Genomic DNA, 13,832 nt, shown 5'->3' with positions numbered 1-13,832 from the left:
GTGTCCGAACGCCACGCCCTGGTGCGGCCTGCACAGGGCGCATACGAGGCCTTGCGGTCGACCGGCCCAGCCCGAGCAACTGACGGTGCGTCAGTACTGGCGCAGTGACGGCCACAGCACGAACCACGGTCGGTGCGCGCCGGTGCACAGCACCACCTCCGCGTGCTGTTCCTGGTTGTTGATGCCGAGGCCGTTGTCGATCCGTGTGACGGTGTGGCAGTCGCTGAAGGGCTGTTCCAGGCGGTGTTGTCCGTCGGCCTGTTCGACGAGGAGGACGGGGCCGTCGGCACTGTCGGGGGGCGGGCCCCACTCGTACAGGCTCATGTGGCCGGAGTACGCGGTGGGCAGCCCGTAGGCGGGGCCGTAACGGGCGAGCGCGCCCGCCTCGCCGTAGTTCGAGGTGAGCAGGGTGGCGTGGGCGCGCTGCGCGGTGGGGATCGACGTCCAGGCGGCTGCGACGGCACGCGTGAACCGGGGCCAGCCCACCTGCTCGCCCTGGTCGATGTCGACGGCGTTGGTCACCGCGACCGCCGAGACCGGCAGTACTGGCAGGGCGGCCAGGGCGCTGGTGGCCGCCGCCACGAGAAGGAAGGGCGCGAGGGTGCGCCAGGACCGGCGGGCTCGGCGCACGACGGGCTCGCAGCCGGCCGCCGTCACGGCGAGCAGCAGCGGGAGCGGGTAGTAGGGTTTCCCGCCGCCGACGAGCACCAGGACGCAGAGCACCGGGTAGGCGAGGGCGACCGGCCGGGCCCAGCGCAGCTCGTCGTCGCGGAGCAGCCGGCGCAGGCCCACTATCGCGACCGGAACGAGGATCGGGGAGAACTGGAGCAGTTGGAGCGGCACGAACAGCAGCCGTCCCGACAGGCCGTCGACGTGGCTGAGGACGCGGGCCACCTTCAGCTCGGGCCAGCCGTGCGTGGCCTGCCACCAGAGCGTGGGTGTGCTGATGAGGAGCGCGAGGAGCAGCGCCAGCAGGGGTCCGAGCAGCAGCCGTGCGTCCCCGGGGCCGGGGCGCCGCGTGGCCTCGCGCCAGGGGCGGGCTGCCAGCAGGCCCACCAACAGTGCGAGGAGCAGCGAGAGGACGAGCTGCTTGTTCAGCAGCGTCGTCCCGATCGCCGCACCCAGGGCCGGCCACCAGCGGCTGTCGCGGGTCCGCAGCAGCCTGAGCGTCAGGAGCAGGACGCCCAGTTCGGCGGTCAGATCGAAGGTGCTGGTGGACAGCAAGTGGCCAATGGCCAGGACGTATCCCGAGCAGGCACAGCACCCGGCGGCGAAAACCTGCCCGCCGCGGCCGGCTCCCAGCTCCCGGGCCAGCAGGGCGGTCAGCACCACGGAGCATGCGCAGAGCAGTGCGGGTACGACCCGCAGACCTGTTGGGCTCGCGCCGAAGACGGCGGTGCCGGCCCGGGCGAGCAACGGGGTCAGCGGCGGCTGGTCGACGTAGCCCCAGGCCGGATGCCGGCCGGCGAGCAGGAAGTAGAGCTCGTCGCGGTGGAAGCCGTATCGCCCGGACAGTGCGACGAGCACGGCGAAGAGAACAGCCGCCACCAACGCGACCGGCCGTGCCGCGAACGGCTGCAGGCCAAGCCGACCATCCCCCCGAATGTTCACCGCCGCAGTCTGGCAGCCCACGACCGGCGTGGCCAGGGGGGACAAGAGCCGGGCCGCCGGGCGCAGCCACGCCGCGCTGTGCAGGCACGCGTACGGTGTGGTGGTGGACATGGAGCGTGCCGTCACTCTCAACATCTGGGGCCGGGGCTCGGCTTGGCGCCGGCGGCTGCCCCTGGTCAGGGCCGAGTTCGTACGGCTCGCTCCCGACCTGGTCGGTCTGCAGGAGGTGTGGCGCAGGGGCTCGCGGTGCCAGGCGGAGCGGATCGCCGATGCCCTGGGCCATCACGTGACCTACGCGCCGGCCTGCTCGACGCGCACCCGTGCCACCCAGGGCAATGCGCTGCTCAGCCGGGCGCCCGTCACACAGTACGAGGTAGTCCCGCTGCCGACTCCGGGTGTCGAGCCCCGGTCGGTGCTGTGCGCCGAGGTGGGTTCGACCACCGTGCTCGTCACGCATTTGACCTGGGAATGGGAGCACGCGCACATCAGGCAACAGCAGGTGCGGTTCCTCGCGGAACTCGTGGCGAGGCACGGGGGACGCGACGTCGTCCTCCTGGCCGACCTCAACGCGGCCCCGGACACGGCCGAGATCCGATGGCTGACCAGCCGCATGGAGGACGCGTGGGCGCGCGGCGGCCGCGGCCCGGGCCACACGTACACACCCGTCAACGTGCATGCGCGCAAAGCCCGCGAACCGGCGCGACGTATCGACTACATCCTCACGGCCGGACTCCGGGCAGCCCACGCCGAGTTGGCGTTCACCACCCCGCACCTCACCGCACGCGGCCCACGGTGGCCCTCCGACCATTTCGGCGTGGTCTGCGACCTTGCGTCCGGCCCGCACCCGTCGCCGGACACGACAGCGCCAACCGAAGGCTGAGGAGCGGGGAGCAACCGCGGCTTCGAGGCGATCGCTTTCCTCGCCCGCCGAGTCATCCGGCCGGCCGTCCACCCCCGTGCCCCAATGTCCCTACAGGCGACCGGAGTTGGTGATTCTTCGGCGCTGTCGGTCCGGCGTCGGTCGCATGTCGGGGGCTGTCGGTCCGATGTAGGTGAGGCCTGGCACCTTTCGAGAGGTCCAGCCGGGTGCCCACCCGGCGACGGTTTGGAAAGGGGATCTCTCATGCACGACGTAGTGATCGTGGGCGCAGGCCCGGTCGGTCTGTTCCTCGCCTGCGAGCTCGGCCTCGCGGGCTGCTCCGTCCTGGTACTCGAACGGGAACCGGAGCCCTGCTCCCCGGTCAAGGCGAAGCCGTTCGGGATGAGGGGCCTGTCCGTCGCGTCGGTCGAGTCGTTCTACCGCCGCGGGATGTTGCATCGGCTGCGGACGGCATCGGGCGCCGGAGACGATTTCGGCGCGGGCCACGACGGGCACGAGCCGACATCCCTTCGGGGCGTGGGCCATTTCGCCGGCATGGTGCTCGATCCGGCCCAAGTCGATGTCGCCGCCCTGCCCTACCGGCTTCCCAGCCCGGCGATGGACGGCATGCTCACCTACCTCGATGCGGTCGAGTCGCTGCTGTCCGAGCGTGCGGCGAAGCTGGGCGTGGACATCAGGCGCGGCGTCACGGTCTCGGCCATCTCCCAGAACGACGAGTGCGCGGTCGCGCGAGCCGGCGGGCACGAGTACGCGGCGCGCTGGGTCGTCGGCTGCGACGGCGGACGCAGTGTGGTGCGCGGGCTCGCGGGCTTCGAATTCGTCGGCACCGAGCCGCAGTTCACCGGCTACCTCATGCTCGGCACCATCGCCGATCCCGACAAGCTGAGCCCCGGGATCAACCTGACGCCGACGGGCACGTACATCAGGATGGCCGCCGAAGGACACATCGGCATGATGGACTACGACGGCGGCACGTTCGACCGCTCGCGGCAGCCGACCCGTGACCATCTCCAGGCCGTACTGCGCCGCGTATCCGGCACCGACGTGACGCTGAGCGACGTCCAACTCGCCTCCAGCTTCACCGATCGGGCGATGCAGACGACGACCTACCGGCGCGGACGTGTCCTGCTCGCGGGCGACGCCGCCCACATCCACTCGCCCCTCGGCGGCCAGGGACTCAACGCCGGCATCGGCGACGCCATGAACCTGGGTTGGAAGCTCGCGGCGACCGTGCACGGGTACGCGCCGGACGGGCTGCTCGACACCTACACCCGCGAACGCCATCCGATCGGTGCCCGGGTGCTCGACTGGTCGCGCGCCCAGGTGGCGGTCATGAGCCCCGACCCGCATGCCCGGGCGATCCAAGGAGTGGTTCGCGACCTGCTCGGAACCCGTGACGGAACGACCTACGCGTTCGAGAGGCTGTCGGGATCGTCGATCCGCTACGACCTCGGCGGCGAGCATCCACTGGTCGGCCGCAACGCCCCGGACCTCTGCCTCGACAACGGCACCCGCCTCGGCGACCTGATGCAGGACGGACGAGGCGTCGCGCTCGATTTCAGCGCCGACCGCCGCCTGCACCGTCCGGCGATGGGTTGGGAGAGCCGGATACGGTACGCGGCCGGGCCGGCCGGGAACGACCTCGGATTGGGCGCCGTGCTCGTCCGACCCGACGGGGTGGTCGCCTGGACAGGTGATCGCACCCCTGATCCCGAATCCTTTGAGCGGGCAGCCAGCAATTGGCTCGGCAGCCCGGAAATCTAAAGCAGCAATTCCTCTCCGGCTGATCTGCTGCCGCCTTTCCCCTCCTCATCCGATGTCAAGGAGCACACATGACGATCACACTCCGACCCGGAAGCACCGTGATGTTCACCGGGGATTCGATCACCGACTGCCAGCGGCTGGAGAGCGAAGACGGTCTCGGGTTCGGCTACCCGCTGCGCGTCGCGGGCGAGTGGGGGCTCCGGCACCCCGACCGGCCCGTGAACTGGCTGAACACCGGGATCGCGGGCCACAAGGTGCTGGACCTCGAAGCCCGCTGGCAGACAGACGTACTCGATGCGCGCCCGGACGTGGTGTCGATACTCGCCGGGGTCAACGACATGGGCTGGCACACGCTGGACCCGGAGGGATACGTGATCCCGGCGGAGGAATTCGAAGCGGGATACGACCGCCTGCTAGCGCCCCTCGCGGAGTCGGGCACGGAACTGATCCTCATCGAGCCGTTCCTCCTGCCGATAAGCGGGGTCGTCGAGGCCGGTACCACGCTCATCGGAGAGAAAGAGCGAAAGGAATGGCGCACCGACCTGGACCCGAAAATCCAGGTCGTGCGCAGGCTCGCCCGCGAGTACGGCGCGCATCTCCTCGCCGCCGACGGCATGTTCGCCGAACTCGCCGCGATGAACGAGCCGGAGTACTGGGCCGCGGACGGCGTACACCCGACGCCGGCGGGTCACGCCGCCCTCGCGCAGGCCTGGCTTCGCCTGGTCGCGTGAGAGGACCTCGCGGACGGTGCGGGCGCGGCGCGAGTCCGAGTTGCGGCGCCCGCCACTCGGTGATCCCCTCTCCACCAAGACGCCCCACCCGCCCTGACCCACCCGGCGCTTAGGTCACCGATGCCACCCGAATCCCGATGGATCCGCATCCGCCAGCAGCTGTGGCACCCGCCCCGCCCTCACGGGGAGCAGCCCCGCGAACGGGTCGTCGGTCCCCTGGAGCTCTTCTACGACCTGGTCATGGTCGTCCTCGTCGCGCAGGCCGCCCACCACCTGGCGGGTCGGCTGACGTGGCGCGGCCTCGGCGAGTACGCCGTCGTATTCACGCTGATCTGGATCGCGTGGCTCAACGGCACGCTTCATCACGAGCTGCACGGCCGCGATGACGTCCGAGGCCGCACGACGTTCCTCCTCCAGATCCTCGTCCTCGTGCCGCTCGGCGCGTTCATCCCGGGGGTGGGCGGCTCGCTCGGGGCCGCGTTCGCCGTGACGGCCGGGGTGCTCTTCGCGTTTCTGGCGGTCCTGTGGGCCCTGGCCTCCCGCGGCGACCGCCCCGAGTACCGCAGGCTGTCGCGCCCGTACGTTGCGGGAACCGCCGCTTGCGCCGTCCTCCTCGTGGCGAGCACGTCGCTGCCGCAGCGGGCCCGCCTGCCGGCTTGGGGTGCGCTCGACGTCCTCTACCTCGCCGGTCTCGCCGTCATGATGCACACCGCGACGTCTCCCTCCGCCCAACGGGCAGCTCTCGCCATCACGGATGCCGTCATCGAGCGGTTCGGACTGCTGATCATCATCGTCCTCGGAGAGACGGTGACCGGAGTCGTCGACGGGCTGACCGAGGAGTACGGGGTCGACGCCCGGACCCTGACCGTGGGTCTCGTCGCGGTCCTCGTCGGGTTCGGGGCGTGGTGGACGTATTTCGACTACGCGGGCCACCGCCCGCCCGTGGCCACCCGTGCCGCCGCCGTCCGCTGGCTGTTCGCCCATCTCCCGCTGACCGCGGCGATCGCGGCGATGGGCGCCGCGATGGTCAGTCTCGTCGAGCATGCCCACGACACACGCACCCCGGCCGCCACCGCATGGCTGTTGAGCGCCACCTGCGCGACCGTCCTGGCCATCACCATGGTGGTGGCCACCACTCTGCGCGCCTGGCACGAGGACCGGGCGCTGTACCGCCCGCTCGCCCTCACCAGTGCCGCGGCCGCCGCTGTGAGCCTCGTCCTCGGTGCGGCCCGCCCGGCCCCTCTGCCCCTCGGACTGGGGCTGCTCGTTCTGCTGGGCATCCCCTGGGGCGTGGCCGTCGCCCGTCGCACCAGCGCGTAGTGGGGCTCCGCCGCGAAGAGCGAGAACTGATGGTTCGTCAGTGAGGACGGCCATCCGGCCGGCCGCCTTGTCGAACGCCGACGCCTAGTAACCGCCCAGGAGGGTCCGTACCCTGCGCAGGGTTTCCGGGCCGGCCGAGCTGTGCCAGCGCGACGGGTCGGCGGGGCGTCGTCCCCAGAGCAGCAGGACGCGGGTGGCCGCGTCGCTCTCGATGGTGGCGGGGCCTTCGGGGGTGGCGAGGCGGATGCTGTTGCCGTCGGCGTCGGCGGTCACCACGACGTCGTCCGTCCCCGGCGTGCGCAGCCGGCCCTCGATTCTCCCCTCGGGCCCAAGATCAAGGCCGGCGCGGCCCTTGACCAGCAACGGCCGGCCGACGGACACCACGCTGTGCTCTGTCATCCACGGCTCGGTGAGCGCCTGCACCGCGGTCCGGTCGTCACCGCTCAAGTCCCAGCGGTGCAGGATCAGTTCCTCGCGCATGTGCTCCGCGAAGAAGGGCACTTTCACGGTGCGGCCGGTCCACGTCACCTCCGTGTCCGGTGACAGATCCTGTGCGGCGGCCGCGGCGATCTCGGCAAGACGTTGGCAGCGGCTCATGAACGCCGACCACAGCTCCGCGTCCGACAGCCGCCGGTACGGTTCCTCCCGGTCGAAGCCCCGGGTCTCCACCGGCGAGCCCGCGAGGAACGCCTCCAGCACCCGTGCGAGTTCCTCGGCGTTGCCCGCCTGGTGAACGAGTACGTCCCGCACGGTCCAGGCCTCGCACCACGTACCGGCGTCGGGCCTGCGGGCTCGCACCGCGTGCAGGAAGGGCGCCAGCTCCGGCAGCGTGTCGTCGACCTGAGAGGGAATCACGTGCCACGGGTATCCCGATCGGCCGGACCGTCAAACCCTTGAGGCCGAACGGTGCCCGGTCGGGCGACCGCCTTCACGAAGCCCCGGCCCCACCACCATCGGCCCGCGACGGACCAACCCCCGTACGGACAAGCGATGTGATCACTCGATCGTGAGTTCTTCCGGTCATGGATCGGGTGCGACGCGATCCTGGGGAGGACGGCGCATGACGGCGCCGCCCGGGCGTGATGTGGGTGGGGGGACGGATGGCGCGCGAAGCGGGACGACGCGGGGGCCTGGACGAGCAGGCGGTGTTGCTGGCGGCCGGGCTGGCCGATCTGGCGGTGAGCACACTGGGTTCGGCGCTGGGGGCGGTGCGGGGGTTGCTGCGCCGCTCGGACGCCGCGGAGCTGGCGGCGCAGGCCGAGCACGATCTGATGGCGCGTGGGCGCCTGGTGGTGGACCGGTACGCGGCTGTCCCCCCGGCCCATCTGGAAATCCTCGCCCGGCACGCCCTGGCCCGGGGCGCCGATGACGTCTGACCGGTGGGAGCCGGCCGCGTTCAAGGCCCGCGTCGACGAGGTGGTGCACCGCTTCGTCGCCCAGGAGGCCGAGCAACTGTCGGCGATCGATGCCCTGTTGGGCCCGGTGGCCGGCCAGTTGGAGGCCGCGGTCGCCGACGGGAAAAGGCTGCGCGCGGCGTTCTGCTACTGGGGCTGGCGCGCGGTGGGGCAGCCGGACAGCGACGCGCTGGTGCGGGCGGCCGCCTCGATGGAGTTGGTGCATGCCGCCGCAGTGGTGCACGACGACCTCATCGACGACAGTCCGCTGCGGCACGGCCGGCCCACGGCGCACATCGAGTTACGAGGTGTCGTACGCCGTCGGCCGCGTGCCGTCGCCGCCGCCAGGTCGCTCGCGATGCTGGTGGGAGACCTGCTGATGTCACTGGCCGGGCAGCTGTTCGCCACCAGTGGTCTGCCCGCCGCGTACCTGGCGCGGGCCCGCCCGTTGTGGTCGGTGCTCGCCCGGGAGCTGATCGCGGGGGAGTGCCTGGAGATCCTGCGTACCGGGGCCGATCCGGACACCACGGCGTCGCTGAAGGTGATCAGGTACAAGACCGCCAAGTACACGGTCGAGCAGCCCCTGTTGATCGGCGGAGCTCTGGCGGGGGCAGGCGAGCGACTGCGCGTCGGCTACTCGGCGTACGGGCTTCCGCTCGGCGAGGCGTTCCAGCTCCGGGACGATCTGCTCGGCCTGTTCGGGGACCCGGGCCGCACCGGCAAGGCCAACGCCGACGACGTACGCGGTCACCGGCCCACGGCCCTGCTCGCCGAGACCTGGCGGCTCGCGGCGGACGACGAGCGGAAGCGATTGGGCACTCTCCTCGGCCGCCGCGACCCGGGGACGGACGGGTTGGACGAGATCCGCGAGCTGATGTGCCGGCTGAAGGCTCCCGACCGCATCGAAGCCATGATCACCGCGCGGGTCGAGGAGGCCCTCGGTGTTCTGCACGACCTGAACGCACCCGCGCCCGCCGCCGCTGCCCTGACCGAGCTGGCGCGTTCGGCCGCGGTCCGCCTGTCCTGACCCGGTACGGCGGGGTCAGGCGTGCCACCGGCCGCCGTCCCCGCCCGTCGCCGGATGACCCGTGGATGACCCGTGGATGACCCGTGGATGACAAGGAGCCCTGTCGTGACCTACACCGAGGCATCAATGGACGCCCTGCGGGGGGCTGGTGACGAACTCGCCGACGCCACGGTCGCCGCCCTCTTCGAACGGGGGGAGGTGGGCAAGTTCAACACCCTGATGCGGTACGTCTCCACCGCCGGCGCCCCCTTGCCGGACGGGCTGCCCGATGTGGCCCGGGAATACCTCCAGGCCACGAGTGCGCCGCCGTCCTGGGTGGACTGGGGTGAGATGGAGAAGGCCCGGCTGTTCTTCATCGACAACGACGTGCACATCTCCACTGCCCTGTCCTTCGCCTCCATGCCCGCGTGCTACGTCGTCCCGCACGTGGCGAAACTGCTTTCGGCCACCCACGGGCTGAAGTACCCCTCCAAACGGATGGCGGAGACCGGTCAGTTCACGGTCTACCTGATGCGGCCCGACGCCTTCGAGGCCGGCAGCCGCTTCATCCCCGCCGCCCAGAAGGTCCGCCTCCTGCACGCTTCCATCCGTCACCATCTGCGGCGCGAAAACCGCTGGGACACCGCGGTGTACGGAACACCGATCTGTCAGGAGGACATGATCGGCGGGCAGATGTTCTTCTCCCTGCTGGTCCTGGACAGCCTGCACCGCCTCGGCATCCACATGTCGACGGAAGGCGCGGAAGCGTACTACTACGCCTGGCGCGTGGTCGGTGCCATGCTCGGCGTCGACCAGGAGGTCTGCCCCAAGTCCCTTGAGGAAGCACGCCAGTTCCTGGACCTGTACATGATCCGGCACATGGGGCCGTCCGACGAAGGCGCTCACCTCACCCGGCAACTCATCGACCTCTACGAGGAGATCGTGCCCGGCACCTTCTTCGACCCGATCGTCTCCGCGCTCATCCGCCACCTCGTCGGTGACACGTGCGCCGACTGGCTCCAGGTGCCGCGCACCCGGTGGGACACCCTGGTCAAAGCCGTGCCCCACCTCCTCGGCGTACTGGAGACCATCGAAGACCGTTCCCCGTTGGGGGCCTGGGCGCTGGACCGCCTCGGCCACCTCACCGCCGTCCTCGAACTGTCCTCCCTCACCCGCGGCCGCGTCATGCACTACGCCATCCCCGAACAGCTCAAGAAGGACTACGGCATCACCGGCACGCTGCCCCGCACCCACCGGTGGACCCCGCCGGCCGCCACGGTCTCCGAGTGACCGGAGGCAACGCCGCTTGTCAGGAAGTGCCCGGAGGCCGGTGATTTCGCGTATCGCGGGCGTAGCGAAAAGCGCTTCGCGGCACTGGGGTTCTTCGCCCCGATGTGGTTCGCGGTGCCGGCGTCCGTGCCTCGGATCCTGGCGCTCGGGGCGGGCTGCTCGGTCCTGGTCAAGACCGCACAGTACGTGCTGCGGCTCGACCGGGTGTCCTCCGTGGACGACGTACTGGTCAACGCCGCCGGCGCGGTGCTGGCCGGACTGGCGTCGCGCCGCTGGTGGCGTACTGCGGCGCAAGCGCCGTCGGACCGGCCTAGCCCCGTGCCAACACCGGCAGGCCGACTCGTGTGTCCGGTCGGCCCCTCCGGCAAGGTCGCCCGGCGGATCGTCGCCTCCGGCAGCGGCATCCCGATCCTCATGCGCACCGCTGCCGACCGCATCGACGACAAGGCTTCCGGGTTCGGGCTCGGCGCCGACGACTACCTCACCAAACCGTTCGAGCTGCGGGAGCTCGTCCTGCGGCTGCGGGCGCTCGACCGCAGACGCGCGCACGCCCGGCCTCCGTCCGCGAACTCGCGGGCCTGCGGGTCGACCCCTCCCGCCGGGAGGTCTTCCGCGGCGGACGCTAGGTCGTGCTCACCCGCAAACAGTTCGCCGTCCTCGGAGCTCTCGTCCCCTGCCCCGCCGGCGGTCTCCTCGTCACGGTCCGGCTCCACGCACGCTGTAGACCGTCCCCGGTCAACTGGTCGACGCCTACCGGGAGGTGAGCCACGGAGCCCCCTGTTATGGTGCGCCGATGTCATCGATCAAGAAGTTTCAAGTCACCTTCGACTGCGCGGATCCTGAGCGCGTCGCTCGTTTCTGGTGCGAGGTGCTGGGGTACGTCGTACCGTCGCCGCCGGACGGGTTTGACACGTGGGGCGACTACAACCGCTCGCTGCCACCTGAGAATCAGGGTTCTTGGTTTGCCTGTATGGATCCTTCGGGTCAGGGTCCGCGTATGTACTTCCAGCGCGTTCCCGAAGGGAAGGTCGCCAAGAACCGGGTGCATCTCGACGTGCGGGTCGGCACCGGGCTCGTGGGCGAAGAGCGCCTGGCCGTGCTTGAGGCCGAATGCGCACGACTGATCGCGCTCGGCGCGGTATGCGTGCAAGTACTGCGCGCCGATGAGGAAAACGAGTCGTGCATCTCCATGCAGGACATCGAGGGCAACGAGTTCTGTCTCGACTGAGCGTAGTCGCGTGACGCCCGGTCAGTGCCGATCCGTCAGGTCGCTGACCGGGCCGGGAACATGGCGGACGGCATGTCCGCGGTCGTGAAGAAATCCATGTCCTGCGACCCAGCGGCGATCACATCCTTGGGTGGCCGGAGATATACCCTGGGATTCGATGGCTTCTGCGCCGCATGCTTGGATGGATCGATGACCGTTAACCCGCAGGAAACATCGCCCCGGACGTATGTGGACCGCATCTTGGAGCACTGGTACAAGGATGAGGATGCCGAGGCGCTCGTCCAGGGTGTGCAGCGGTTGAGTCGGGGGGAGGCTCGGCGGCGGCTGTTCAGGTTGGGGCAGGCGTTGCGTCGGCAGGGGCTTGCGCCTGGTGACGGGGTGGGGTTGTTCCTGGCCAATCGTGTGGACTCTGTTCTGGTGCAGCTTGCGGTGCATTTGATCGGTTGTCGTGTGGTGTTCCTGCCGCCGGAGCCGGGGCCGGGTGAGCTTGCCGCGCTGGTTGAGCAGTCGGGTGCGCGTGTGGTGGTCACGGATCCGCTGTTCGCGGCGCGGGCTGCCGATGCGGCCGGCCGCAGTGTCCATGCCCCCGTGCTGGTCAGCCTTGGTCCGTGCGAGCTGGAGTGCCAGGACCTGCTGGCCCTGGCGGCCGAGTGCCCGGCGGTGCGCCCCGAGGACGTGCGGGCCCCGGGCGCGGACGAGCCGGTCACCGTGCTCTACACCGGCGGCACCCTGGGCCGCCCCAAGCTCGCCGCACACAGCCACCAGCTCTACAACATGCTGGTGGCCTCGGTGGAAGACGGCCCACAGGGATCCGGCTCCGCGTTCTTCCCGGCCATGAACCCGGGCACGGACCGGGTGCTCGCCTCCACGCTGCTCACGCACGGCAGTGGCCACCTCACCTCGATCCAGGCGCTGGTGACAGGGTCCGCCCTTGTCGTGCTGCCCGAGTTCGAGGCGGGTGCCGCGCTGAAGGTGCTGCGCGAGGAGCGGATCACCACCACCATGTTCGTACCGCCGATGCTGTACGCGCTCCTCGACCACCTGGAGTGCACGGTGGGTACCCTCCCTGCGCTGCGGCGGATCGTCGTGGCGGGAGCGGCCTCGTCGCCCAGCCGGCTGCAGCAGGCCGTCGAGGTCTTCGGCCCGGTGGTCAGCCAGGGGTACGGGCAGTCCGAGGCGCTCGGCATCACCGCGATCGCCGCCGAGAACCTTGCCTCGGAGGGAGCCCAGCGGCCCGAACTCTGGCGCAGCTGCGGGCGCGGGATATTCGACACCGAGATCGAGGTCCGTGGTGAAGACAGCGCGGTGGCGCTGCCCGTGGGGCAGGTCGGGGAGGTGTGTGTCCGGGGTGAGACGGTGATGCTGGGCTACTACGAGGACCCGCAGCGCACCGCGGAGGCATTGCAGGGCGGCTGGCTGCGCACTGGTGACATGGGTTATCTCGACGCCGAGGGATACCTCTATCTCGTCGACCGTGCCAAGGACATCATCGTCACCGGCAGCACCAGCGACAACGTCTACTCCCGCGTCCTGGAGGACTTCCTGCTCACCCTGCCCGGCGTCCGCAACGCGGCGGCGCTGGGCGTTCCGGACGAGGAGTACGGGGAGGCCGTACAGATCTTCCTGGCCACGGCCGAAGGCGCCGACATCGACCCGGACGAGGTCGGCGCGGCGGTGACCGCCGAACTGGGAGAGCTCTACAGGCCCCGGAAGACCGTGCTGCTGTCCCAACTGCCGACGACCAAGGTCGGCAAGGTCGACAAAAAGGCGCTGCGCGCCGCGTGGGTGAACGGGGCCTGAGGCAACGGATCCGGCCGGGACCATCCCGGCCGGACCGTCTCTCCGTATCGCGGCTCAGTCCTCGTCCGCGCCGGACAGTGCCCGGGAGATCAGGCGGGTGGCGAAGTCCGGGTCGGCGGCGATGCGGTTGATGTGCTCCGCGAGCAGGAAGGCAGTCACTTCCAGGGAGTTCATTTCCTCATCCGTCCAGTACCCGTACTGCTTGCGCCACAGGTTGGGGCTCAGGTCGGTGCCGGCGGCGATGACCAGGCCCGCCATGGTGGGGATGGCCTCGGGGCGCACGCTCTTGGGCATCTGGCGCATCGTGGCCACGAGGGTGGGCACCACGTACTCGATGACGTCCTTGCCGTGCTCCTCGTGGGTCCTGCGGAGCCACGTCATGAACATGAAGATGAGCGTGCACACCCCGTCCAGCACGTCATCGATTCCCTCGGCGTCCAGCGACGCCGCGAAGTGGTCGGTCAGCGCCTGCTGTTCGGAGTCGGTCCCGGTCCTGCCGCTGTGGACGCCTCTGAGCCGAGAGTCGATCATCATGAGAGCGGTGCCCACATCACCGGCGGGGGCGAACTGCGGGTCGTAGGGCGATGACACGGGATCCCTCCTCAGGCGCCCGCGACGGGCGTGCGGCGCGTCCGTACAGTAAACGGACTTTCACCTCGACCCGAGTGACTCCCCACAATGCTCGCTCTTGAGGGTGAGCCTGCCGTAAAGGCTTCCGGCGCGGGCTGGTTTCTGCTGATCGGGGGGCCTGATTCCGCACGGGCCATCACATGGCGAAGCCCGCCCCGGCGCTCCGCTGTAGCGGGGA

General features: G+C 70.3%; 12 protein-coding genes and 2 pseudogenes. 11 read left to right on the top strand and 3 right to left on the bottom strand.

Going from position 1 to position 13,832, the window contains the following annotated elements; translation table 11 throughout:
• Positions 1-90: 90 nt before the first annotated feature.
• Positions 91-1,611, bottom strand: coding sequence for an ArnT family glycosyltransferase (locus OHA17_RS02430; RefSeq protein WP_406503579.1), 1,521 nt, complete (start codon positions 1,609-1,611; stop codon positions 91-93).
• On the opposite strand from OHA17_RS02430, the gene OHA17_RS02425 reads away from it, so the two are divergent.
• The 4 genes from OHA17_RS02425 (at position 1,604) to OHA17_RS02410 (ending at position 6,306) form a co-directional block, all read left to right on the top strand.
• Positions 1,604-2,491, top strand: a complete 888-nt coding sequence (locus OHA17_RS02425; protein WP_406503578.1) for an endonuclease/exonuclease/phosphatase family protein — start codon at positions 1,604-1,606, stop codon at positions 2,489-2,491. The genes OHA17_RS02430 and OHA17_RS02425 overlap by 8 nt on opposite strands.
• A 243-nt stretch (positions 2,492-2,734) precedes the next feature.
• A complete protein-coding gene (locus tag OHA17_RS02420) occupies positions 2,735-4,255 on the top strand; it encodes an FAD-dependent monooxygenase (RefSeq protein WP_406503577.1) in 1,521 nt (506 codons plus the stop codon).
• 68 nt (positions 4,256-4,323) lie between these two features.
• Positions 4,324-4,986 carry an SGNH/GDSL hydrolase family protein gene (locus OHA17_RS02415; protein WP_406503576.1) on the top strand — a complete coding sequence of 221 codons (663 nt, stop codon included), beginning with the start codon at positions 4,324-4,326 and terminating at the stop codon, positions 4,984-4,986.
• Between the two features lie 120 nt (positions 4,987-5,106).
• Positions 5,107-6,306, top strand: coding sequence for a low temperature requirement protein A (locus tag OHA17_RS02410; protein WP_406503574.1), 1,200 nt, complete (start codon positions 5,107-5,109; stop codon positions 6,304-6,306).
• A gap of 84 nt (positions 6,307-6,390) precedes the next feature.
• On the opposite strand, the gene OHA17_RS02405 is transcribed toward OHA17_RS02410, so the two are convergent.
• Positions 6,391-7,161, bottom strand: coding sequence for a maleylpyruvate isomerase N-terminal domain-containing protein (locus tag OHA17_RS02405; RefSeq protein ID WP_406503573.1), 771 nt, complete (start codon positions 7,159-7,161; stop codon positions 6,391-6,393).
• A 245-nt stretch (positions 7,162-7,406) separates the two neighbouring features.
• On the opposite strand from OHA17_RS02405, the gene OHA17_RS02400 reads away from it, so the two are divergent.
• The 7 genes and pseudogenes from OHA17_RS02400 to OHA17_RS02370 all read left to right on the top strand — a co-directional run bounded on the left by OHA17_RS02400 (position 7,407) and on the right by OHA17_RS02370 (position 13,024).
• Positions 7,407-7,682, top strand: coding sequence for a polyprenyl synthetase (locus tag OHA17_RS02400; protein WP_406503571.1), 276 nt, complete (start codon positions 7,407-7,409; stop codon positions 7,680-7,682).
• A complete protein-coding gene (locus tag OHA17_RS02395) occupies positions 7,672-8,727 on the top strand; it encodes a polyprenyl synthetase family protein (protein ID WP_406503569.1) in 1,056 nt (351 codons plus the stop codon). Before OHA17_RS02400 ends, OHA17_RS02395 begins: the two co-directional genes overlap by 11 nt.
• Before the next feature lie 105 nt (positions 8,728-8,832).
• Positions 8,833-9,996: an oxygenase MpaB family protein gene (locus OHA17_RS02390; protein WP_406503567.1), complete on the top strand. Its 1,164-nt coding sequence runs from the start codon at positions 8,833-8,835 to the stop codon at positions 9,994-9,996.
• Between the two features lie 75 nt (positions 9,997-10,071).
• Positions 10,072-10,332: pseudogene (locus OHA17_RS02385) on the top strand (VanZ family protein); the annotation flags it as partial.
• A gap of 18 nt (positions 10,333-10,350) precedes the next feature.
• Positions 10,351-10,682: pseudogene (locus OHA17_RS02380) on the top strand (response regulator); the annotation flags it as partial.
• 107 nt (positions 10,683-10,789) lie between these two features.
• On the top strand, positions 10,790-11,224 hold the full coding sequence (locus OHA17_RS02375) for a VOC family protein (RefSeq protein WP_406503565.1): 435 nt from the start codon (positions 10,790-10,792) through the stop codon (positions 11,222-11,224).
• A gap of 189 nt (positions 11,225-11,413) precedes the next feature.
• Positions 11,414-13,024 carry a class I adenylate-forming enzyme family protein gene (locus tag OHA17_RS02370; protein ID WP_406510616.1) on the top strand — a complete coding sequence of 537 codons (1,611 nt, stop codon included), beginning with the start codon at positions 11,414-11,416 and terminating at the stop codon, positions 13,022-13,024.
• Between the two features lie 54 nt (positions 13,025-13,078).
• Here OHA17_RS02370 and OHA17_RS02365 read toward each other — a convergent pair whose 3' ends face one another.
• Positions 13,079-13,615 carry a hypothetical protein gene (locus OHA17_RS02365; protein WP_406503563.1) on the bottom strand — a complete coding sequence of 179 codons (537 nt, stop codon included), beginning with the start codon at positions 13,613-13,615 and terminating at the stop codon, positions 13,079-13,081.
• Positions 13,616-13,832 lie beyond the last annotated feature (217 nt).

The organism is Streptomyces sp. NBC_00212 (assembly GCF_045206365.1).
GTDB lineage: Bacteria > Actinomycetota > Actinomycetes > Streptomycetales > Streptomycetaceae > Streptomyces.
Note: the sequence above shows the minus strand (reverse complement) of the source record. Positions and strands in the feature narration are given on the sequence as shown.